This is a genomic window from Candidatus Tisiphia endosymbiont of Nemotelus uliginosus (assembly GCF_964264755.1).
Classification (GTDB): Bacteria; Pseudomonadota; Alphaproteobacteria; order Rickettsiales; family Rickettsiaceae; genus Tisiphia.
In genome coordinates this window covers 331,726-354,921 of the sequence record NZ_OZ183481.1, presented here as the reverse complement: position 1 = coordinate 354,921, position 23,196 = coordinate 331,726, and the positions used below count along the sequence as shown (strand labels likewise).

The window sequence follows — 23,196 nt, the reverse complement described above, 5'->3', positions numbered from 1 at the left end:
GTCACTTTAATGTAAAAATTAGTAAAATATAGAACCATTAAAATAAAAAGTATAATTTTTACTATTTAATACTATTTTTGTATTAGTGTGAGTATATATTTAGGGTATTATACTATCGGAAATAAATATAAGAAAAAGTTTTTTATGACCAATGATGCTAAAATAGAACATATAGATTTTGGTAATGCATTATCAGAGCGTTATCTCTCTTATGCTCTATCAACAATTATGTCAAGATCCTTGCCTGACGTTCGTGATGGGTTGAAACCAGTCCATCGTAGATTATTATATGCTATGCTGCAATTAAGGTTAGAACCAGCCTCAGGATATAAGAAATGTGCAAGAGTTGTCGGTGATGTAATCGGTAAATACCATCCACATGGTGATGGTGCAGTCTATGATACATTGGTACGTCTTGCCCAAAGTTTTTCTCTCAGATATCCATTAATTGATGGGCAGGGAAATTTTGGTTCTATTGATGGCGATAATGCAGCAGCTATGCGTTATACGGAATCAAGAATGACAGAAATCTGTACTTTATTAATGTCAGATATAGATCAAGATACCGTCGATTTTCGTGCTACCTATGATGATTCAGATACTGAGCCAGTAATTATGCCTGCTATGTTTCCTAATTTATTGGCTAATGGCTCAGAAGGTATAGCAGTTGGTATGGCAACCAGTATCCCCCCACATAATTTACATGAATTATGTGATGCACTAATATATTTAATTGACCATCCTGAATCAAAGGTCAACGATATTTTGCAATTTGTCAAAGGTCCTGACTTTCCAACAGGTGGCATAATTGTGGATAGAATTGATTCAATCCATCAAGCCTATAGTATAGGACGTGGTAGTTTTAGAGTAAGGGCAAGATGGGTCAAAGAGGATTTAAGTTATGGTTTATATCAGATAGTAATTACTGAAATACCTTATCAAGTACAAAAATCTAAACTTATCGAACAAGTAGCTGGCTTGTTAAAAGATAAAAAAATTCCTTTGATCGGTAATATCAGAGACGAATCGACAGAAGATATAAGGTTAATTATTGAACCTAGAGATCGTAATTGTGACCCTAATGTAATTATGGAGTCATTATTCAAATTAACTGTTCTAGAAAATAGAATCCAGCTTAATATGAATGTTATAGGTTCAAATAATATTCCTAAAGTAGCTAATATACTGGAAATATTGCAGGAATTTTTATTACACCGACAAAATATTATTACTCGTAGATCCAAATTTCTTATTGGCAAAATTGAACATAGATTGGAAATTCTTAAAGGTTTAAGAATAGCTTACCTAAACTTGGATGAAATAATCAAAATTATTCGTGAAGAAGATGAACCTAAACAAATAATGATCGCTAAATTTAGTTTAACTGATCTGCAAGTTGAAGCAATTCTCAATACAAGGTTGAGGTCTTTAAGAAAATTGGAAGAACAAGAAATTATTAACGAACATACTTCGCTAGAAAAAGAACATGCAAATCTGCAGAAAATTTTACAGGATCCGAATGAATTAAAGAAAATAGTTAAGAAAGAAGTAAAAATGGTGCAAACAAAGTTTGGTTTTACTACTAAATTAGGCATGCGTCGAACTAGTTTTGAAGAGGCTAGTATTGTTGCTCAGATTGTTGATATTTCAGCTTTCATAACCAAAGAACCTATCACCATAATATGTTCCAAAATGGGGTGGATTCGTTCTTTGAAAGGTCATAATAATGATTTATCAACTGTAAAATACAAAGAAGGCGATGCAGAAAACTTTATTCTTGAGGCTTATACTACTGACAAAATCCTTATATTTAGTGCATCGGGGCGTTTTTTCACTATTCTAGGCGATAATATATTTAGAGGGAAAGGCAATGGAGAATCGATAAAGCTGATTATAGATATTGGTAATGAAGAAATAGTAAGCATGTGTGTCTATCAACCAACCCAAAAGCTTTTACTAGCCAGTAGTATTGGCAAAGGATTTATTATTGATTCAGATGAAGTAGTAGCCCAAACTAAACTTGGTAAGCAAATTATGCAAGTTCCTGAAAATCATTATTGTATTACTTGCTTACCAGTAGATGGCGATTGTCTTGCTTGTATAGGTGAAAACCGGAAATTATTAGTATTTAATCTCAATGAAGTACCAATAATGAAACGAGGACAAGGCGTAACTCTGCAAAAATTTAAAGATGCCAAACTGATGGATGTTAAGATATTTGATAGTAGTTTAGGATTAAGCTGGAAAATAGGAGAAAAGACTAGGGTAGAGAAAGATCTTTTACCATTTCGTGGACGACGAGGCTCTGTTGGCAAAATCCCTCCTAGTGGATTTCCTAGAAATAATAAATTTTCTTGAGATAAAGATATATGAATAATTCCTCTAATTATATTAGACCTCTTGCAAAACTAGAGATTAATACTAGTCAAAAAAGGTCTAATAGCTCTGTTATGGACTATATTATGCTGATGAAACCTAGAGTGATGGCACTTGTGGTATTTACCAGCTTTTCTGGTCTATGGCTTGCTTCAGGCGTAATTCATCCATTTATAGCGGGCATTGCTATGCTTTGTATTACGCTTGGAGCTGGTAGTAGTGCAGCTATTAATATGTGGTATGATAGAGATATTGATGCCATAATGAAACGTACGCAAAATAGACCTCTAGTCACCGGGGTTATAGAACCACGGGACGCTTTAGCTTTTGGTGTGGTTGTTGCCTTCTTCTCAGTTTTTCTGATGGGTCTTTGTGTTAATCTGCTATCGGCTTTATTGTTATTAATAACCATATTATATTATGTTTTCATTTATACTATGTGGCTAAAACGTTCAACCATGCAAAATATAGTTATTGGTGGGGTGGCAGGTGCATTACCGCCTATGATTGGTTGGGCAACGGTGACTAATGAGATTTCTCTTGGCTCTTTTTCTTTATTTATGATTATTTTAACTTGGACACCACCGCATTCTTGGGCATTGGCAATTTTTCGTTCAGAAGACTACAAAAATTGTGATGTTCCGATGATGCCGGTAGTAAAGGGAGATTATTATACTAAGAAGCAAATTCTTGCCTATAGTATAATTATGTTTATTACTACATTTATGCCATTTTGCTTAGGAATAAGTAATCATTTATATTTGCTTACGGCATTTATATTAGGTCTAATTTTTCTATATTATGCTGTTTCTTTGTTTCGTGATAAAGATAATAAACAGGCTAAGAAATTATTTGCCTATTCAATATTTTATCTTTTCAGTATTTTTTTAACATTGGATTTCTTTCGAAATTATAGCTAATCTGACTAATTGATTGTCGGAGATAATTAATTAAGTGGTGTTTTATACTCCAATAACTAAATATTCTTTTGGCAGTTAGAAAGAATAGAAGATAAGTTAATTTAATGTCCAGTTACAACTTGTCTGGATATATTTTTGTAGGAATTCAGCGAATTAATTTAATATCTGCATTATTTAATTGTAGTTGAGTCCAAACCCTATCAGCAGTGTATATGGGTATTTGTAATTTGATACCTAAAGCAATACAAGCACGATCGCCTAAAGATAAACCTTTGTGCTGAACATGTGATTGTAGTTCGGCTACATACCCAGCTTGTTCAAGATCAAATGGAACAATTAGAGTAATAATATCGCTAATCAAAGTTAGTGATTTTTGTGGTGAAATACCGAAACGCTGTAATGCTGTTAAAGATTCGACAATATTGACAGTCGACATGACAGAAAACTTTAATAAAGGTTTTATTATCTCTGCCCCTTGTTCTTCTTGGATGAGAGCGAGTAATGCTGAAGCATCAAGTATAATATTATTATTCACGCTTTGCCTCTAAACGTCTCATGGCTATTAGCTCATCAACAAGGGAAACATTTTGATTAGTGGCATTAATATGGTTTCTCACCTTTGTTTGTAGTTTGGATAAAGCTTGATTAGGAGTAGTAATATAAATTGTCTCATCCTTCATATGTAATATAATGTCATCTCCTGCCATTAGATTAAGATTGTGACGAAAGATTGATGGAATAATGACTCTGCCACCATCCCCTAATTTTGTACGTATAACTTCCATAATATCCATGCTAGCGATTTGTACATAATATAACATTTTATGCCACATATCTTGATTGTATCTTGATCATTTATGAATGTCAAATATTAGTATTCTTGCTGTTGATAACAAGGTATAAGCATCTCTTCATTATTTTTACAAAATTTATTATTTTTTACATTCTAATACTTAGTGTTTTACAATTTATCTGCTATAGTGTAGCTAATAAAATATAGCTAATAAAAAAATTGATATAATTTGTTAAAAAATGATCTAGGTGGGATTAGTGATCAAGTATTTATTTGTTATACTATTAGTAGTTGCTAACTTTAATAGCTATGCAATAGAAACTATAGTTATAGAGCGTGGACATGTTGATCCAATGCCGATAGCCATTAATAAATTTGATGCAGATAATAGTGGTAATAGTGTAATTGGTGCTGATATAATTAGTGTAGTATCTAATGACCTAAAAAGTTCTGGTATGTTTCGTCCTATTTCTACTGCTTCTTTTATAGAACAAACTCTAGGGATAAAACATAAGCCTCTTTTTGCTGCTTGGCGACAAATTAATGCTAATCTGCTAATTAATGGTGAAGTTATCAAACTATCTTCTGGTAAGCTAAAGGTTAGTTTTATATTATGGGATGTAAGTTTAGAAAAAGATCTTATAGGTGAGGTTTTTGAAGTATCAGCAAATTTATGGCGTAGGGTGGCACATAAAATAGCTGATAAAATTTACGAGAAAATTACTGGCGATTCAGGTTATTTTGATACGAGAATAGTGTATGTGTCAGAGAGTGGACCTTATCTAAAGCGAGTAAAGAAAATAGCTATGATGGATCATGATGGTGCTAATCACAAATATCTGTCAGATGGTAAAAATCTAGTTCTTACTCCAAGATTTTCGCCGCAAGCAGATAAAATTATGTATTTATCGTATGCACGAAAGCAAAAACCACATGTTTATATTCGTGATCTTAAAACAGGTAAAGAGAGACTGGTTGGTAATTTCCCTGGTATGTCCTTTGCTCCAAGATTTTCACCCCAGGGGGACAAGGCTATAATGTCAATAGCAAGAAATGGAGCTACCCATATTTTTGAAACTGATTTGAATAGTATGGTGACTAAACAATTGACCAATGGTATTGGTATTAATACTTCTCCTAGCTATTCACCGGATGGTACTAAGATAGTTTTTAATTCTGATCGAAGTGGATCAAGGCAATTATATATTATGAATTCTGATGGTTCAAATGTTGAACGTATCAGTTTTGGTGGAGGAGTTTATGCGGCACCAAGTTGGTCGCCTAGAGGGGATTATATAGCTTTTACTAAAATTTCTAGAGAGGGTTTTACCATTGGGGTGATGAAAGCTCTTGCTAATGGTGAGGAAAATAGTGAAAGAATTATAACTAGTGGGTATCTGGTTGAAAGTCCTTGCTGGTCAACCAATGGTAGGATAATTATGTTTGCTAAAGGTTGGCCTCCTAGAAACAAAGTAGCTGGGAGAAATCGTATATATTCCATTGATTTAACCTGTTATAATGAAAGAGAAATTATCACCCCTCAAGATGCTTCTGACCCAGAATGGTCAAAAATGTTAAACTAACGCAAGTTTATAAACATCTCGCCGGTATAGCTCAGTTGGCAGAGCGACGCATTCGTAACGCGTAGGTCGGAGGTTCGATTCCCTCTATCGGCACCATGAATAATCTTATTTGTTTGTTGAGAACTTTTTATATGCCACAATTTCATGATTTTATGTTTAACTATCCTAAATTGGGTATTTTTTACCTTGGTGGTAAGATTGAAGGATGCAATATAGAAATACATGATGTGGTTTTTGTAATTGGGAAATCAAATATAGATATGTCTCAACAGATTAAAAACAAATGGATTGGTACACCTGTATCTTTACATATTGATTCTTGGTTTATAGCGGATAGTATTGATGGTTTTAATATTCATATTCACGAAACAAAACCTACGGCTAGTGAGAATTATCTGTTTTTTGTAAATCTTGGTTCATATAAAAATAATTCCTTTGGAGAGTACCATTTTATGACCTTGGTAGTTGCCCAATCAAGAAGTGAAGCAATTGAAAAAGCAAGAGAGAAGGCCCCGAAGAACGAAGAAATGCAACACAGCGATAATATCCATGATATAGATGAATGTATAAGAATTTCTGAAGTTAGCAATTATTATATTGCTCTTGAATATACTGGTATAAAAAAAGAAAGTAGCATAGTTAATGGTTATCAGAAACTAAAAAACCATTAATCATATCTCCGTAGACCTTTTGCAAAACTCTACTTCTGCTGGTATAGTCAATTGATGAGAAGCTGGGGACGTCGTCACTCGTCGCTCGCCTATTACTTATAGGCGTCGCTCCATCGCTCCTAGCCCCAAATTCTCCTGAATTGACTATAATTTGTACGTGATAGCGGTACTTTGCTCCTCACGTACACTAGAGTACGCTGCGGTTCGAGGTGAAGCGTCTCCTTCAAATTCCTCAGCATAAGCGAGTTTTACAAGAGGTCTAGTGAACGTTTACGGTTTTTTTGCTATTTTTTTATGATGATGAATAAAAATTGTAGGGTATGCCTTGTTATCGACAGCAATTTATAAGTTTATTGTGTAATTTATTTAAATGACATATTATATTAAATGTTAAACTATTTAAATAAACATTTAGGTATAGATTGTGGAAAAACTAATAACAAGTATGGATCAACATGGTAGAGTATTGATTCCGTCAGAAATAAGAGGAGTGCTTAATATACAACCTGGTGATAAAGTTAATCTAGAAATTTATAAAGATGAAGTAAAAATAATTAGTGCTAATAAAATAATAGATGAGATGCATGCAATTTTTATAAAAAATCAAACTGATAAAAAAGATTCAGTAGTAGATGATTTTATAAACAAAAAGCATGAAGAATACCAGATAGAAGAATTGAGAAATATAAAAAATGGCTAATAAGATAGTATTTGATTCTTCCGCTCTTATAATGCTATTTGCAAAAGAATCTGGGTATGAATCTGTAAGACAGAATTTGAAACATGCCATAATCTCAAGTATAAATATTGCGGAAGTTATATAAATATTGTATTGAAGTACAAAATTTAACAGAAGACGATTGTCGAAATCTGATCAAACTTTCTGGTATTAAAATTATAGATTTTTGTGAAGAACAGGCATTAATAACAGCAAAAATAATTAAAAAAACAAAACAGTATGGTTTATCCTTAGGCGATAGGGGTTGTATTGCTTTAGCAATGTTTAAAAATTATCCTATACTTACTTGTGATAAGATATGGCAAAAAGTGGATATTGATATTGAATTCATAATGGCAAGATAATAGACCTCTTTTGAAACTCTGCTTTTGCAATGACTAAAAATAAGAGCAAATACCATGTTAACTAGAGAAACTAAATTAAAGCTATACGATTTTGCTTTGAAAAGTATCAAATTATGCAATAAATATATTGCTTGCATACTACTATTATTGCCCTTAATAGCAGATGGCAAGATTGTTAAGACTAATAGTTTAGAGCAAATAAATAATGAATATCAAGAATTATGCAATAATTATCCTCCTGAGGATATCCTGTTGGTTTTAGGGAGAGACAAAGTTATATTCAAATCATTCTTTCCACCAATTAACCAACTGAATAAAAATGAATTATCTAAACTATCTGAATTATTTAAATCAGTTAAAGCATCAAAGGTAGTTTATATTGATACAATATTGTTTACAGAGTATAAAAATGAGTTATTAGATAGTAATTTACCTAAATTTATAAAAGGTATAATGGATAAAGGCAGTCCAGTAATTGTTAGTGACCGTAGTTTAACTGGTAACTTTAACAATATAAAGAAACTAGAAATATGGAAGGCTGATTATTTAAAAAAATTCAATATTGACTTATCTAATAGTTTCCCTCAACATAATTATCTTATTTTTAATAATATGGAGCCTTTTGATAATACTTATCAGACATTTTATCAAGGTATATTGAGCAGCAATAATAGTCCTTCATTTCGGTTAATATTAAACTTTTTAATAGAAGTGAAGTTCATGCCAAAAGTTCTAATAATGGTTGATGAAAATTCTAGTGAGCTAATTTCGATGGAAAGTCAACTCAAAAATTATGACGATAACGTGATGTTTATTGGTTATAATTATCGATTATCTGATACAAAAGAATCAATATTTAACTCTCGTGATTTTGTAAAATTATTTAGTGAGTTGATTAATAAGATAAATGCTACAAAAAGAAGCAATGTTAAAATTAAAAATCAGAAAAACATAAATCCATATGACAATAAAAAATAATTTTTTATTAAAATTGTTAGACCTCCTGCATAAGTCAAAATTATTATTAATTCTTGTTATGCTACCATATACGAGTTATGCAATAATCATTCCCACTTATTCCATAGATTCTGTTACAGTAAAAAATTTATTTGAAAAAATTGATGGATCTAGCTTAGTGCTAATCAATATTGATGATACAATAGTTACGCCTAAGTCTAATATGTTTCGTTATGCCAATCCTTATGGGGGGTTTACCCAGGAGCTTGCTGCTTTAAAAAAGTATCGCTCCAATATAGATGAAGTAATTGCTAAGTTGCTACTGCAAAGACAAGTTATGTTGGTAGAAGCTAATTGGTCGAAATTTATTGATAAGCTAAAGAGTTCTGGGGCTTTGGTTTTTGGCTTTACTAAAATTAACCCAGCATGTAGAAGGATTGAAAATTATGAGGAATGGCAGTATGAGCAACTAAGTAGACTTGGTATTAAATTTACTGATAAAGTTAATAATAAAGAAATATTAAAATTTGATGAGAATGATAAAAGGTCACCGATTTTTTATAAAGGCATAATATTTACTGATTTTTTAAATAAATCTCAGGCACTATATGAGTTCATGCGTATCACAAATATTTTGCCTAATAATATTATAATTTTTGAGAATAAAAAAAGTGAATTAAATGATATAGATAATTTTCTAAAGACAGTTGATCTCAATTATTATGGTATAGAATATTTAGCTGCTACAGAATTAAAGGGTATTCCACAGGATAATATAGTGAAAGTTCAACAAGAAATATTATTAAAAACAGGAAAATGGTTAGAAGATGATGAGGCTAAGCAATTTATAGAAAATAACAAATGATAGTTAATTTAATTAGATCGTTAAAAAGTTTAATTACCGATGCTGGAAGAATTGCTCTAATGACAAGAGATTTAGGGCTAATAGTTTGTTATAAAGATGATAATTCACCTGTAACAAATGCTGATAAAGAAATTAGTGATTTTATATATAATGGTTTAACAAAGTTAACACCAAATATTCCTGTAATTTGTGAAGAGAGAGAGCCAGTTGCTTTAAATAAAGAGCATTTTTGGTTGATTGATCCGATTGATGGGACAAAAAGTTATGTAAAAGGTGAGGATACATATACAGTAAATATTGCCTTGATAAAAAATGGTATGCCTGTTATTGGCTTTATCTATCAACCATCCATACAGAAATTACATTATACAGATGTTAATAATATTTTGCGAGTTGAACAAAATGATGTGGCAGTAAGTTTTGATGCCTTACCTAGAAATCATTATAGTGCTGTTGTTAGCTCACGCTGCTCCAATTCAAAGATTAAGAAATTTTTAGAAAAACATTTAATTACCGAAATAGTTAGCATACCAAGCTCAATTAAATTATGTCTAATAGCAGAAGGGAAAGCCGATATTTATCCCAAATTTGGGACAACTATGGAATGGGATATCGCAGCAGGTCATGCACTAATTAAAGCTAATGGTGGAAATGTTGTTGATCTAGATGGCAATGAATTAGTTTATCAAAAGAAGAATTTCCAGAACCCTCATTTCTATGCGTATAGTCGATATTTCCCTATTCTTACTTCATTGTAATAACAAAGAAAAATATTTATGTTTTTCTTAATGATATAACATGTTATAATATGTTATATCGTAAATAACTAAATAAATAGGAGGTTTAATATGAATTTTAATATTTATATCAACGATCATTTATATAACGAGCTAGAGCAGCAAAGACAATTATCAGGCAAAAGTAGAAATAGCATAATAAATGAAGCATTAACTGACTGGATTAATAGTCATAAACAAACAAAATGGTCAGAAGGCATTTTTAGTTTTGATAAAGACACAAGAGATTTATACCCAGATACAAAGGAATTAAGGCAAAGTATGTTAGAACCAAAAGATCACAAGTTTTAATGAAATATAGGGCAACATAAATTATGAAATACCTTCTAGATACTTGCACAATATCCTTTTTTCTCAGAGGACAGGTTAATGTTATAGAACAAATGCAACAGGTTAGTCCTAGTGACTTAAGTATATCTGTTGTAACTTTATTGGAGATAGAATATGGTTTTAATATAAAACAAAGTCAGCAGATGAATAAGCTGTATAAGAAATGGCAAAGCCTAGTAAGTCTTATTAGGGCGTGTCATCAATTAAGTAATATTACAGAAGAAGCCAAATAAATTGCTCCCAGAAAATTCTGAGCTAGTTTATCATAACGCGTAGCAATGCCTCGAGATTGTTTAAGTTTTGCAAAGAAATTTTCAATTAAATGACGATACTTATAAAGCTCTACATCATATTCTACAGGAAATTTACGATTCTTCTTGGATGGAATTACAGGAGTGCAATTCTTATCTTTTATCTTATTCCTCATTCTTGCCTTAGCATCATAAGCCTTATCTGCAATTACGGTATCCGCTTTTGTCAAAGTTTCCATTAAAGCATCAGAACCTTGTAAATCATGCGACTGACCAGGGGTTAAATAAAAAGCTGTCGGATTTCCTAAAGCATCAACAGTTGCATGAATTTTAGTTGATAAACCACCTTTACTACGACCTATTGCTTGGTCATCTACTATGACTTTTTTTTAGCTCCGGCACTATGTTGATGTGCTCTAACAATCGTTGAATCAATCATACTATATTCATTATCTGCATCTTGTGCAAGTAGTTCAAAAACCTTCTTCCATACATCTTTTTGGCTCCAACGTGTATGTCTTGTATGAATTACTCTAAAATCTCCAAATCTTTCTGGTAAGTCTCTCCACGGTATACCAGCACGATATCTATATAATACAGCTTCTACGAATAATCTATTATCTTTGGCACTTGCTCCTACGTCTCCTTCTTTTCCAGGTAAAATATCCTTTATCCTTTCCCATTGATCATCTCTTAAAGCATATCTGCGCATTGGTCACCTTCTTATTTTTTTACCAATATCTAATTTGCCTCATCCTAATATTTATGTCAACTTAATTGATGACACGCCCTAGTATCTTACCATTTAATGATGGTACTGCAATAATAGCAGCTGCAATTAGAGCATTGCTAAAGCAGCAAGGTAAGCCTATAGGAGCATATGATGTTTTAATAGCCGCCACCGCATTAGAGCATAAAATTATTTGTGTTACTAATAACTTATCAGAATTTCAACGTATTAAAGAATTAGAATTATTAGATTGGACTGTTGGCACTTAAAGAAATTAATATTAGACCAAAAAAATTATAGAAGAGCCTTTTCAAGGTATTAATGTTAATTCTTGTAATTCAAGAGAAGAGTTTTTATAGAAAAAAGTTAGATGAATTTATTAATTTAATGGAAGAAGGGCTTAATAAAGGTAATTTATGAGTAGATTAGCATTTACTAACATGGTTAAAAGGGAAATACCATTATGGATATTTGCTATGAGATATAGTTATACATTGCTATCTTGCAGTATAATGTCAATCATATTAGGATTTAAATCTTTTGAATATATAAACCAAAAATTAACCAATAGCAGCTGGACAGAACAAGCACTATATGATTATATCAAGACAGGAGATTTACAAGAACTCATTAATTTAAATTTTTTTATAGGTATAGTTTTTGCTATGATATTAGTTATTAGTTGCTTTAGCTATAGTCATATTAATTTTCTAAAACATTATTCTACTAAGAATTTTGAGATTTCTAGAAGTGGTAAAATTACTGACGATATCTGGTTTATTATTATTTACATTAATGTTGGTGGTGTGTTTAATGCAATTATACAGTATTTTATAGCTAGTGATTGGCTCTATCGTTTCATATCACTATATTTAGTACAAACAACATTGCTATATTTTATGCTAAAAATGAATTGTTGTGGTTATAAGCTAATTCCACAATTAGCCCCGCAAGTAACCCCACCTTCTCAGCCCATGACAAAAAAAGGATTAAAGAGAAGAAAAAAGAGAAAATAGACTTCTTTCAAAACTCGCTTATGCACAAAGATTTGTAGGAGACACTTCACCTCGAACCGCAGCGTACTAAAATGTACATGAGGAGTATGGTACCGGTATCACGCACAAATTACCAGCAGAAGTAAAGTTTCAAAAGAAGTCTAATTGACTGTGTAGGTATTAACTAAAAGTTTTTTGCAGAAAAAGTATGACTAAAAACCATATAGTAATCAAACATATCCAAAGTCCACCTCTAATATCATATGTACGTCTGATTAGAGTTTTTAGAGCATCCTCAGTCTTTTTAGCTTCTTTTAGACAATCTGACCTCATAGCAATTATGTAACCTGATATAGTCATAATCTTGCTATATAGCTGTTTTATATCTTTATCATTTATATTGAATTTTTTATCCTCAAGATCATTTTGCACAAAACCCCCTGATTATGATAATAGGAAAAATATTCCTATTAATTGTTGAGTAAAATAATAATTTAGGTTGCATTTTTAATAAAAAAGTTGCTAAATAAGCAATAATATATTTGATTATCAGATAAATATTGTATATATTCATAAAGCATTTCCTTTTATGATTGGGTTTTTAGGGTTAATAACATTTTTCTTATATTCAACTTATACATATTGACAAGTGGTTGAATTTATATGTAAAATGGTTACGATTCCTAAAGTTTATCTTACTGAAAGAATTTGTTAAATTTATTTGGTAAGACAAACAACTTTACTATAAGGTTTTTTTTCTGTCAAGAAAAAAAACCGTTTTTCACGGATAAATTTATAAAAGATTATGTTTAATGGGTTGGTTTGAAAATATAAAGGATTTCCTTAATAAAAAAATGAAGGAGGAAGGGCTAAAGGTAGGTCAACTAGCTGAGACTTCAGATGTTCCTGAAACTACTATGAGGAAGATGCTAGATAATCGGCGTCCTGAGATAAAAAACATACTCAAACTAGCTGATTATTTTAAATGCTCTGTCAATGAATTGTTGGGTAGAGAGGAATTTGACTCTGGAGAAAAACAACAATATGCTAAACTATCTCCTGAAGAATTAAGTGCTAATTTAAGGAGTTTTATCAATAAGGAGCTAGTCAAAAATGATTTAACTCAGTCTGAGTTAGGGAAAAAACTTGGTCTTAGTGAAGATGCATTACGTCCTTTTTTAAAAGAAGATGATACTCAAAAAATGCTATCTAGTGTTACATTGGTACTTCTTGCCGATTTTTTTAAAGTGTCTATTGATGGGATGATTGGTAGAACTCCGAATCTCGCAAGAGAACAGCAGATAGAAAAACCTTTAGATAACATAAAAAACCTAAGTCCTGAAGTTCTAAAAGCTGCTCAACTTATCGGCAAATCTATCAAAAATGATATATCTAAGGTTCCGACTGATGAAAAAGCTGCACCCCGCAATGTTAGCTCTGTAACTAAGAAACCGCATAGTGAAAGAAGCAGATAATTCTTTTGGATAAATAGGTTGTTTAATGCAAGAACGTATCCGTAATATTAGAGGGCTATTTGCTAAGTATAAAATAGATGGCTATATAGTACCATGTAACGATCAATATCTTAATGAGTATGTTCATCAAAGTGCTAAGCGACTGCAATATATAACTAACTTTAGCGGATCAAATGGTATTGCGGTGATCTGCAAAGGTAAGGCGGTATTTTTTACAGATGGTCGTTATCTAGAACAAAGTAAACATGAACTAGATCAAGAAACTTTTAAGATTTTTGATATTAAAGATTTAGCACATTTTCCTTGGGATGACTATTTAGGTAATGATGGTATATTGGGATATGATTCGAAACTCTTTACTAATGTTAAGTTACAAACATTTGCTAAAATAAGATCCCGTTTACAGAAGATATCTGATAATTTGATAGACCAAATTTGGTATGATAAACCTGATCAGCCATCATCAAAAATATATATTCATGATGATAAATTTTCTGGTCAATCATATAGTAATAAAATTGCCATATGCCGCAATCTACTAACTAAATATTCCGCCGATACGATGATTGTTACTTCAACAGATTCAATATGCTGGCTATTAAATCTCAGAGCAAGTGACACTCCATATTCACCATTGATGCTCGCTATAGTTCTAATCACTCAAGACCAACTATATTTATTTACTAACCCGAATAGAGCTAATCAAGAAATTATGATTGCTCGCCCTGACATAACTATTTTATCGGAAGAAAGATTTGCCGGTATATTGGGTCATGCTAATAAGGTTCTCGTTGATGAAAATTTTGCCTCAAGTTACATTATGGATTTGCTCAATAATAAACTAGTAGAAAAAATTAACGACCCTTGTCAACTATCGAAAGCAATTAAGAATGATATTGAGATTAAACACGCAGTTAATTTTCATATTAATGACGCGGTGGCACTATGTGAATTCTTGGCATATTTGTTTGAGCTACCAAATTTACAAGATCAAACTGAGTATGATTTAGGAGAAATATTAACCGAATTTAGATCTAAGCAAGATCAATATGTTACGAATAGTTTCCCAACTATATGTGGTTTTAAGGAAAATGGTGCGATAATTCATTACCGAGCAACAAGCCATCAAGCAAAAAAAATCTTAGGTAAAGGTATATTATTAATTGATTCTGGTGGACAATATAAAGGCTGTACTACTGATGTAACCAGAACCTTTGCTATAGGTGACCCTACCGAGGAGCAAAAATTACGTTATACTCAAGTTCTTAAGGGACATATTGCTCTATCGATGATTAAGTTTCCGGTCAATATTACTACAGGAAGCCATTTAGATGTATTAGCTCGACAATTTTTGTGGAGGGATGGACAAGATTACCCGCATGGTACAGGTCATGGGGTTGGTAGCTTTTTAAATGTCCATGAAGGACCACAAAATATTAATTTACGTAGTAACGTGATTTTACAACCAGGTATGATTGTGTCTAATGAGCCTGGTTACTATAAAATCAACGAATTTGGTATTAGAATAGAAAATTTGATGTATATCAGAAATAGCTTACAGGATGTAAATTATTTAGAGTTTGATACTCTTACCATGGTTCCTTATGCAAAGGAGTTAATAGATTATAAAATGCTAAATGAAGATGAAATAAGTTATATAAAACAATATTATCAAAAAATTAAACAACAAGTTTATCCCCTATTGTCAATTAGAGGACAGAAATGGTTAGGCAATCAATTATTCTTCCCATATAGTTCCAACTAACATTACATCAAATTCACAAACGTCATTGCGAGAAGGCGTAGCCGATGAAGCAATCCCATTCCTGGTCATTTTTTGGATTGCCGCGTCGCCGCAAAGCGGCTCCTCGCAATGACATTTTGTACTTTAACTTTTTTCCGTGAACGCTTACACCTCAATTGGTCCAGTAGTTAAACCATTAACAAATTGTTGCAAATAGGGATTATCACTATTTTTTATCTCATCTTTTGTTCCAAACCATAAAATCTTCCCTTGATAAATCATAGCAACCTCTTTAGCTATCATATAAGCACTATTCATATCATGGGTTATGGTAATGGTAGTAGCTTTTAGCTCTTCTTGAACTTTAATTATTAATTCATTAATAACATTAGCCATGATAGGATCAAGACCGGTAGTTGGTTCGTCAAGAAAAAGAATCAAAGGATTACCACAAATAGCCCTAGCTAAAGATACTCTTTTCTGCATCCCCCCAGAAAGTTCAGATGGATAAAGATTGAGTATCTTACTAGATAAACCTACCGAATTAAGTTTAGATGCCGCTAACTCTTGTTTATTTTTGGGAGATAATTTATACAAATTTTCAGCAAAAAACGTAATATTATCTTGAACAGTTAGAGAATCAAATAAAGCTCCACCCTGGAATAGAAAGCCTATAGTTTCCATCATTTTAAATCTATCTTTATTTGAGATATTGACAGTCTCTACCCCATCAACAACTATACTACCTTTATCAGGCTGTATTAACCCAACTATCGTCTTAATTAGTACTGATTTACCACTTCCCGAACCGCCAAGGATTACTATCGAACTATCCTGCTTTATGTCCAAATCTATACCATCAAGTACCTTTCGGCTACCGAAAGATTTATATAATGAACGTATTTTTATTTTTGATTGGTTATTCATAACTTTAAAAAAAACATGCTGTTATTAAGTAATTACTGATTAAAATCAGCACCGAAGAACTTACTACCGCCGAAGTTGTAGCAGTTCCGACTCCTTTTGCTCCTGTTCCAGAGCAATATCCGCTATAGCAACTTATTATTGAAATAATAAAACCAAAAGCCGCTGCTTTTACCAAACCAGAAATAACATCTATTGATTGTAAAAACTTAAAGCTATTTACCATATAACTAGAGCTATTAAAATTAAGCTTATAAACACTTACCAAATAGCCACCCATTACTCCTAATACATCACCGATTAATACTAAACATGGTAAGGTAATAACGGCAGCTAGCACCCTTGGCAAAACTAAATATTTTATTGGATCAGTTGACAAAGTATAAAGAGCATCTATTTGTTCCGTCACTCTCATTGTAGCTATTTCAGCGGCAATTGATGCACCAACCCTACCAGCCACCATGAGACCTGCAAGAACTGGTCCAAGTTCTCTAGTTATTGACAGAATTACCACCGTAGCTATTGAACTTTCAGCCGAGAAACGAGAGAAACCTGTATAACTTTGTAATGCCAGTACAGCCCCAGAAAAAAAGGTAGTCATCGCAACAACTGGTAGGGAATAAAAGCCTATAGATAACAACTGCTTGAATAGTAAGTTGCCATATAAGGGACGCCTAAAAATACTAGTAACTACCGCTATAGTAAATAGAGAAAAAGCTCCTATAGTTTTTGCGAAAGCAATAGTATGTTTGCCGAATAAATTAACTATCTTAATAATCATTTTTATATACTCTCTTATATCTGTCACCGAGCATGGTAAGAATTTCATAACCAATGGTGTTTATTACACTAGCTATTTTATCTGGGGTACAATAATCCCCTATAATCTCCACTTGTTGCCCTAAAAATATTTCATTTGGTGGTAGTTCAGTAACATCAATGGTAATTAAGTCCATCGATACTCTACCAACTACAGGAGCTAAGTAGGAACCAATACAAACCTCCCCACAATTGCTAAAAGCTCTAGAATAACCATCAGCATAACCAAGAGGCAAGGTAGCAATCAATCTATTACGCTTTGTTTTAAAAGTCATATTATAACCAATATAACTTTCTGGCGGTAATTCTTGTAATTGTATTATCGGAGCAGTCAGCCTAATTGGGTTATGCATCGGATTTTTCGAGGAAATTCCCAAAGGATTAAGCCCATATAATACCGCACCAGGACGTATTAAGTCAAAATGATATTCTTGTCCTAGAAATATACTACTAGAATTAGCTAAGCTAGCTTTAGCTGTTGGTAAATAGTTTAGATAATATCTAAATTTTGTTAATTGTTGTAAAGTATAAGGATTATCCGCTATTTCAGAGGCAGATAAATGACTTATAACATATTGTAATTCAAGACCAGATAATAGGCTAGGGTTATCTATGATACGTTGCATCTCTATGTCAGCCATTCCCAAACGATGCATACCAGTATCAACATGGATTGTACAACGTAATACTTGTTGTTTTTTAGCAGCAAACTTTTGCCATATGGCAATTTGTTGCAAACTATTAAGTACCGGAATTAAGTTGCTATTGCCAAATTCCTCAACATCATTGTAAAATACACCATGAAACACAAAAATATTAGGTTTCGCTCCTAACACTTTACGTAATTCCACCCCCTCATTAACTGAGTTTACAAAAAAATTCTGACAATTCTCCATCTGTAATGCTGGTGCGATAATATCGGCTCCAAGTCCATAGCTGTTAGCCTTTACCACAGCAGCAATTTTTGAATTTTTGCAAATTTCAGAAATAATACGATAATTAGTACGAATTTTTGCTAAATCTATTTCAAGAGTACAACGAGCATTGTGCATAATAAAATCCTAAATCCTCATAATCTTGTCATAATCTTGCATAGGTTGTAATGCTGCTACAATAATTGGAGTAACGGATATTATATGAAATTTAGAAGGTAAATCAGTAGTTTCTATAGTATCGGTTATATAGATGTTCATTATATCAGAATTCTCAATATTTTTCTTAGACAACCCAGAAAGCACAGGGTGAGTCACAAAAGCATCAACAGATAATGCTCCTACTGCCATTAATAGCTTAGCCCCCTTGCAAAGGGTTTCTCCACTATCAACAATATCATCAATTAATAAACAATGCTTGCCTGAAACGTTACCTATTATTTCTGACATTTGGCATTGATCCGTGCTATCCCTGCTTTTATTAATAACAGCCATGTTCATGTTAAAAAGCTTATTAACTGCACCTATACGTACAAAACCACCAATATCTGGAGACACAATAATAGCATTATTATAGTTCTTAATAATCGGAGCAAATAAACTGATTGGCTCAAGATTTTGTATAGCAATTTTAAAAAATCCCTCTAATTGCTGTGAATGCAAATCAACAGTTATTATGCGATCAACCCCAGCAATTTCCAACATATTTGCTACCAGACGAGCAGGGACTGGAGAAAAATTATCATATCTACGATCTTGGCGACTATAGCCCAAATAGGGTATAACCGCAGTCACTTTTGAGGCTCCTGCTCTTTTTACCGTATCCACTAATAATAAAAGCTCCATCAAGTGGTTATTAGTTGGTCTAGAAGTAGATTGCACTATAACAACATCACACCCTTGTACGTCCTCAAGGATTTGTACTTTTGTCTCACTATCGTCAAAAGTTGTAATGTAAGTTTCCACATATTGACAATTTAGCTCCTTAGCTAAATGTCTAGCTAATTTTTTGTGACTAAGACCTGCAAGAATTTTCATGCTAATTAATATAATTTATCAAGTTTCTGTAGTATATACTAATTATGAGGTACACTAAGCATTTTATAAAAAATATTTTTATTATTTTTATACTATACTCAAATGATTTGGAGAATTGGAACGTAAAACAAGGGGTGAGCGAGCGGAGCGTACATGAAGTACGTGAACACGCGAATACCCCGAAGTTTTACGGAGCCAATTCTTCAAATCATTTGAGTATACCTAAATAGCATTACTTTATATGTCATTACGAGCTGATATATCCCCACGAAATTAAGCACGACAAAGCTCAGTCTTTATAATAGATGCTAGGGGTTCTACCAATGGTTTTATGGCATGCAAATAATTAAATTCAATAATAAATTTCCCAAGGGTAAAATACGAATAAATCTTTTTATCTTTTACTGTGTTAGGTTGGAAAATTCTTTGCATACCTTGGCTATATCCTAACACACCTATAACCCAATATGTTATAATAACAATGGCAGATAGTAACATTAAAACTCCCCATCTATTATTACTTCATTTAATACTGTTTTTACATCCATAACCTACTATCTCCATCGTCATTAAATAATGAAGATATTCTATCAATTCTTGCTATTTTGCAACAATTTCGTGGGGATACATCAGCTCGCAATGACTTTTTGTACTTTCACTTTCTTTCCGTGAACACTCATCCGTTACGGTTAACTAATAGTCATGAAGCTAGCATCTTCTAGCCATAAAATTTTGCAAATAATTTCATTGTCAGGATACAGCTTCGCTACTGTATGTCGGTAAAAATTCAACTGATCAATATAAGATTCCTTAACTAATTGACAGCTTTTAGGTGGCTTGGCATCGGATTTATAATCAATAATGGTTATTTTCTTCGTATCAATGGCAAGTAGATCAATCCTTCCTATCTTAACATCATCATTTAGATTTATTCCTATAGTTACCTCAGTTTTTAGTTCTTGAGAAGTAAGTATCATAAATTCTACATTATTCAGTAACTTATCAATATTTTTGTGAATTTTCTCTTGTAAAATTGCTGGTAACTTATCAATAAATGGGTGTTTATTGATGATAGAGAAGTCATTAATCTTTATGGCATCTTCTAGAATTTTATGAAATATCCTACCATATTCCAAATGATCATTAACTATAAGAGGTGAATTAACTGAATAATTTTGCTTGGTACCTTTGGTGATTTTATTAATAACAGAAAAATTTGGTAGCCATTCTATCAACTTCTTATTAGCTATTGGGTCATTGTCAATTTCTGCAAGAGGTCTAATATCCTCCTTATTTTCACAAGGAAAATAATCTTCGTACTCTTTAGTTGTTTCATAAACTATAATCCCATTCTCATGTAGCTTACCATGCATATTCATTGCTCTAGAAACTAACTCATACCAACAATTTTGTGGCAGCTTATTACCACTTGACTGATAACCACATATCACTAAATGATCTTCTGCCCTGGTCATTGCCACATAAAGTAGTCTGATATATTCTTGTAAGTCTTTTTGTTGTTCCTGTTCCTTGAGAGCTTTAAAAAATTCTGGGCTATTAGATGATTGAGGGACAGAGAACACTTTACCATCTTGATCCCAAATAAATTTATTGCTGTTAGTTGGCACTGAGCTAGTATCACACAGGATAACAATCGGTGCTTGTAGCCCTTTAGAAGCATGGACGGTCATGACTTTTATCTTACTTGACGATTCTAAGTTTCTTTTAACATCAATTTTGTTATTTTCAAACCAATAAACAAAGCTTTGCAGCGAGCTATCTATATTATTAGCATAATTTATACTTAAATATATCAATTCATTTATTACATCATTACTATCAAATCCATTAGATTCAACTAGAATTTTTCTAATATCCCAACAATCGACAATCAATGAGAAAAAATTCCGACAATTGGCAACTTTGTATATTTGTAAAAAATAACATAACTTATTATATATATTTGTATATTCTGGTATATTTTGCAGATATTCCCATATAGAATTTTTGCCACGAGAAACTGCAAGCAACTGTAGTTCTTGTTCACTCATGCCGATTATTGGGGATTTTAATAGACCAATCAAATTCAAATCGTCTTGAGGTAGTAGCACAAATTTTGCTATGGCTATTAAGTCTAATACTGATAAACTTTTATCTAAAGTGATTCGATCAACATCTTCTACTTGTAGACCATGTTGCTTAAGACAATTAATAACTTCAAAAACCAACTCATCTCTCTTACGTACCAAAATCATAAAATCTGATTCTTTAACTTCGGAATTAGTGGCATGTAAGATTCTTTGGCTTGCTATCTGGCTTTTTATAAAATTAGCGATTTGTTCCGCAAGTACTTGCTGAGCAGATTTGGATTTATTATGCTCTTCTGGTAAGGGCCAAAATAATTTACTCTCTTTCTCTCCTCTAACTAGTGGCCAGAGTTCTACTATACCTTTATCATTTTGACGAAATGGCAAAATTTTAGGATTCTCAGAAGTAAATAATTGAGGGGTAGTGTTTTTAATTTGTTGTAAAATTAGATAGACAATATCGATAATTTTTTCAGTAGACCTATATGACCATTCAAGAGTAATATTTTTGAAATTTTTATTTGCCTCAGAGAATTTTTTGCATAAATTTGCATTAACAGAATTAAAAGAGCTAAGATTTGCTCCTTGGAAGCTAAAAATTGACTGTTTTTCATCACCCACAACAAAAATAGTACTATTTTTATGCTTAGTGGTAGAATAAAATTCTGCTATAATTGCAGTGATAATGCTCCATTGTTCAGGGCTAGTATCTTGTGCTTCATCAACAAGCAAATGCTCAATCCCACCATCAAGTTTATATGACACCCAATTTTTGGTAGTATCATCTGTTAATAATAATTGTGTCAAATAAATTAAATCATCATAATCCAGTAAGCTGTTCTCAGTTTTATAGGACTCATATTTATCAAGAAAAATTTTTGCCAAATTACACAACAAATTTGAATAATTTTCCATATCTTGCATTTTAGCCTGTTGATCTAACTGAAAAATTTTCTCTTGAATATATTCAAGTTCATTCAATAATTTTGGATAGTTTGTTGCTATAGATTTAGACAGCATATTCTTACGCTTAGTACCTTCTTTAGTGAGAAAAAATAGTTGAATTTCTTGATCTAGGTTAATAGCTATTGAGTATTTTGCCAGTAATTGCCGAGCATGGCTATAAAGTTCTGATAATTGCTCAGGAACATAAGAATTAATAGTTTGATGTTCTTTGTAATCCACTTGCTTGGCAAATAGTTTCTTAAACTTAATCTTTTGCTGGATTATTTCAGAAAAAATATCATTGATGGTTACTTCATGGAAGTTTGTCAAAAAGAAACTAATCAGCTCATTATAAGTTGGATCTAAATAGATTTGGTTTCTTATTTTGTTAATAACCCCTTGTGCTGTAATATCATCAAGAATCTGAAATTCTGGATTGATACTCGATTCCAAAGGAAATAATTTAAGCATCTTTTGACAAAAAGCATGAATAGTATAAACGTTAATTCCATCTTCAGAGTTTAGTAGCCTGTAATATAAAGTCTTGGTATATTGCACCTCACTTTCTAAAGGCTCCCTAGTAAGTAATAAACTTAACTCTTTCGTCAATTTAGCAGTTCCATCTACAGCAAATCTAGCAAGTTTACTTCTAATTCTACTCTGCATTTCAAGGGCAGCTGCATTAGTGAAAGTTAGGCATAAAATTTTGTTAAATGCCACCCCTTCAATCAGCAATCTGAGTACTCTATCTGTTAAAATTTTGGTTTTGCCTGTACCGGCTGAGGCAGAAACCCAAACAGAATATTGGGGATCTGATGCTTGTTGTTGTAATTCATTCATTTTATAAAAGGAATCCTATTATTTAAAGCAGAAAAGTATAC

General features: G+C 32.2%; 26 protein-coding genes, 1 tRNA gene and 1 pseudogene. 17 read left to right on the top strand and 11 right to left on the bottom strand.

Features of this window, described 5'->3' with window-relative positions; genetic code table 11:
- Positions 1-144 precede the first annotated feature (144 nt).
- Both parC and cyoE read left to right on the top strand, forming a co-directional pair.
- The gene (gene parC / locus ACFELW_RS01850) at positions 145-2,358 is read left to right on the top strand and encodes a DNA topoisomerase IV subunit A (protein ID WP_375330256.1); all 2,214 of its coding nucleotides are present in this window, start codon (positions 145-147) and stop codon (positions 2,356-2,358) included.
- 11 nt (positions 2,359-2,369) lie between these two features.
- Positions 2,370-3,296 carry a heme o synthase gene (gene cyoE / locus ACFELW_RS01845; RefSeq protein ID WP_375330255.1) on the top strand — a complete coding sequence of 309 codons (927 nt, stop codon included), beginning with the start codon at positions 2,370-2,372 and terminating at the stop codon, positions 3,294-3,296.
- 145 nt (positions 3,297-3,441) lie between these two features.
- Here the strand turns inward: cyoE and ACFELW_RS01840 are convergent, their stop codons facing one another.
- Entirely contained in the window at positions 3,442-3,831 is a 390-nt protein-coding gene (locus ACFELW_RS01840; RefSeq protein ID WP_341759753.1) for a PIN domain-containing protein, read from the bottom strand.
- On the bottom strand, positions 3,824-4,081 hold the full coding sequence (locus ACFELW_RS01835) for a hypothetical protein (protein ID WP_375330254.1): 258 nt from the start codon (positions 4,079-4,081) through the stop codon (positions 3,824-3,826). The genes ACFELW_RS01840 and ACFELW_RS01835 overlap by 8 nt, the downstream gene beginning before the upstream one ends.
- A 265-nt stretch (positions 4,082-4,346) precedes the next feature.
- Here ACFELW_RS01835 and tolB point away from each other — a divergent pair, with 265 nt between their 5' ends.
- From tolB to ACFELW_RS01770, 11 genes are all read left to right on the top strand, one after another.
- Entirely contained in the window at positions 4,347-5,672 is a 1,326-nt protein-coding gene (gene tolB / locus ACFELW_RS01830) for a Tol-Pal system beta propeller repeat protein TolB (protein ID WP_375330253.1), read from the top strand.
- Between the two features lie 20 nt (positions 5,673-5,692).
- Positions 5,693-5,768 (top strand) — tRNA-Thr (locus tag ACFELW_RS01825).
- 35 nt (positions 5,769-5,803) lie between these two features.
- Complete coding sequence (locus tag ACFELW_RS01820) at positions 5,804-6,343, top strand: DUF1543 domain-containing protein (RefSeq protein WP_341759751.1); 540 nt, start codon at positions 5,804-5,806, stop codon at positions 6,341-6,343.
- Between the two features lie 424 nt (positions 6,344-6,767).
- Entirely contained in the window at positions 6,768-7,043 is a 276-nt protein-coding gene (locus ACFELW_RS01805) for an AbrB/MazE/SpoVT family DNA-binding domain-containing protein (RefSeq protein ID WP_341759750.1), read from the top strand.
- The gene (locus ACFELW_RS01800) at positions 7,036-7,167 is read left to right on the top strand and encodes a hypothetical protein (protein WP_375330252.1); all 132 of its coding nucleotides are present in this window, start codon (positions 7,036-7,038) and stop codon (positions 7,165-7,167) included. Before ACFELW_RS01805 ends, ACFELW_RS01800 begins: the two co-directional genes overlap by 8 nt.
- Positions 7,151-7,426, top strand: a complete 276-nt coding sequence (locus ACFELW_RS01795) for a PIN domain-containing protein (protein ID WP_341759748.1) — start codon at positions 7,151-7,153, stop codon at positions 7,424-7,426. The genes ACFELW_RS01800 and ACFELW_RS01795 overlap by 17 nt, the downstream gene beginning before the upstream one ends.
- Before the next feature lie 54 nt (positions 7,427-7,480).
- Complete coding sequence (locus ACFELW_RS01790; RefSeq protein ID WP_375330251.1) at positions 7,481-8,404, top strand: DUF2608 domain-containing protein; 924 nt, start codon at positions 7,481-7,483, stop codon at positions 8,402-8,404.
- Positions 8,388-9,248: a DUF2608 domain-containing protein gene (locus ACFELW_RS01785; RefSeq protein WP_375330250.1), complete on the top strand. Its 861-nt coding sequence runs from the start codon at positions 8,388-8,390 to the stop codon at positions 9,246-9,248. The genes ACFELW_RS01790 and ACFELW_RS01785 overlap by 17 nt, the downstream gene beginning before the upstream one ends.
- Positions 9,245-10,006 (top strand): 3'(2'),5'-bisphosphate nucleotidase CysQ, encoded by a 762-nt coding sequence (locus ACFELW_RS01780; RefSeq protein ID WP_375330249.1) that lies wholly within the window; start codon positions 9,245-9,247, stop codon positions 10,004-10,006. The genes ACFELW_RS01785 and ACFELW_RS01780 overlap by 4 nt, the downstream gene beginning before the upstream one ends.
- A 90-nt stretch (positions 10,007-10,096) precedes the next feature.
- On the top strand, positions 10,097-10,336 hold the full coding sequence (locus ACFELW_RS01775; RefSeq protein ID WP_341759745.1) for a hypothetical protein: 240 nt from the start codon (positions 10,097-10,099) through the stop codon (positions 10,334-10,336).
- 23 nt (positions 10,337-10,359) lie between these two features.
- Positions 10,360-10,608, top strand: a complete 249-nt coding sequence (locus ACFELW_RS01770) for a hypothetical protein (RefSeq protein WP_375330248.1) — start codon at positions 10,360-10,362, stop codon at positions 10,606-10,608.
- On the opposite strand, the gene ACFELW_RS01765 is transcribed toward ACFELW_RS01770, so the two are convergent.
- Positions 10,575-11,338 (bottom strand): IS5 family transposase gene (locus ACFELW_RS01765; RefSeq protein ID WP_375329714.1). Its coding sequence is split into 2 segments (ribosomal slippage): positions 10,575-11,003 and positions 11,006-11,338, totalling 762 coding nucleotides; the frame shifts between segments, so codons are not numbered across the junction. The two genes, ACFELW_RS01770 and ACFELW_RS01765, sit on opposite strands and share 34 nt — an antisense overlap.
- 68 nt (positions 11,339-11,406) lie before the next feature.
- Here ACFELW_RS01765 and ACFELW_RS01760 point away from each other — a divergent pair.
- Together ACFELW_RS01760 and ACFELW_RS01755 are read left to right on the top strand one after the other, a co-directional pair.
- Positions 11,407-11,625 (top strand): PIN domain-containing protein, encoded by a 219-nt coding sequence (locus ACFELW_RS01760; RefSeq protein WP_375330247.1) that lies wholly within the window; start codon positions 11,407-11,409, stop codon positions 11,623-11,625.
- Between the two features lie 147 nt (positions 11,626-11,772).
- A complete protein-coding gene (locus ACFELW_RS01755; RefSeq protein ID WP_341759744.1) occupies positions 11,773-12,372 on the top strand; it encodes a hypothetical protein in 600 nt (199 codons plus the stop codon).
- Between the two features lie 159 nt (positions 12,373-12,531).
- Here the strand turns inward: ACFELW_RS01755 and ACFELW_RS01750 are convergent, their stop codons facing one another.
- Entirely contained in the window at positions 12,532-12,783 is a 252-nt protein-coding gene (locus tag ACFELW_RS01750) for a hypothetical protein (RefSeq protein ID WP_341759743.1), read from the bottom strand.
- 380 nt (positions 12,784-13,163) lie between these two features.
- Here ACFELW_RS01750 and ACFELW_RS01745 point away from each other — a divergent pair, with 380 nt between their 5' ends.
- Entirely contained in the window at positions 13,164-13,826 is a 663-nt protein-coding gene (locus ACFELW_RS01745; RefSeq protein WP_375330246.1) for a helix-turn-helix domain-containing protein, read from the top strand.
- Between the two features lie 25 nt (positions 13,827-13,851).
- Positions 13,852-15,591 (top strand): M24 family metallopeptidase, encoded by a 1,740-nt coding sequence (locus ACFELW_RS01740; protein ID WP_375330245.1) that lies wholly within the window; start codon positions 13,852-13,854, stop codon positions 15,589-15,591.
- 144 nt (positions 15,592-15,735) lie between these two features.
- On the opposite strand, the gene ACFELW_RS01735 is transcribed toward ACFELW_RS01740, so the two are convergent.
- From ACFELW_RS01735 to ACFELW_RS01705, 7 genes and pseudogenes are all read right to left on the bottom strand, one after another.
- On the bottom strand, positions 15,736-16,497 hold the full coding sequence (locus ACFELW_RS01735; protein WP_375330244.1) for an ABC transporter ATP-binding protein: 762 nt from the start codon (positions 16,495-16,497) through the stop codon (positions 15,736-15,738).
- Between the two features lie 4 nt (positions 16,498-16,501).
- Positions 16,502-17,275, bottom strand: coding sequence for an MlaE family ABC transporter permease (locus tag ACFELW_RS01730; RefSeq protein ID WP_094649179.1), 774 nt, complete (start codon positions 17,273-17,275; stop codon positions 16,502-16,504).
- Positions 17,265-18,365 (bottom strand): alanine racemase, encoded by a 1,101-nt coding sequence (locus tag ACFELW_RS01725; RefSeq protein ID WP_375330243.1) that lies wholly within the window; start codon positions 18,363-18,365, stop codon positions 17,265-17,267. The genes ACFELW_RS01730 and ACFELW_RS01725 overlap by 11 nt, the downstream gene beginning before the upstream one ends.
- 9 nt (positions 18,366-18,374) lie before the next feature.
- A complete protein-coding gene (locus tag ACFELW_RS01720) occupies positions 18,375-19,283 on the bottom strand; it encodes a ribose-phosphate diphosphokinase (RefSeq protein ID WP_341759738.1) in 909 nt (302 codons plus the stop codon).
- A 273-nt stretch (positions 19,284-19,556) separates the two neighbouring features.
- On the bottom strand, positions 19,557-19,781 hold the full coding sequence (locus tag ACFELW_RS01715) for a hypothetical protein (protein ID WP_375330242.1): 225 nt from the start codon (positions 19,779-19,781) through the stop codon (positions 19,557-19,559).
- A 191-nt stretch (positions 19,782-19,972) separates the two neighbouring features.
- Complete coding sequence (locus ACFELW_RS01710) at positions 19,973-20,656, bottom strand: PD-(D/E)XK nuclease family protein (protein WP_375330489.1); 684 nt, start codon at positions 20,654-20,656, stop codon at positions 19,973-19,975.
- Between the two features lie 9 nt (positions 20,657-20,665).
- Positions 20,666-23,155 (bottom strand): annotated as a pseudogene (locus tag ACFELW_RS01705) (UvrD-helicase domain-containing protein); the annotation flags it as partial.
- Between the last annotated feature and the right edge of the window lie 41 nt (positions 23,156-23,196).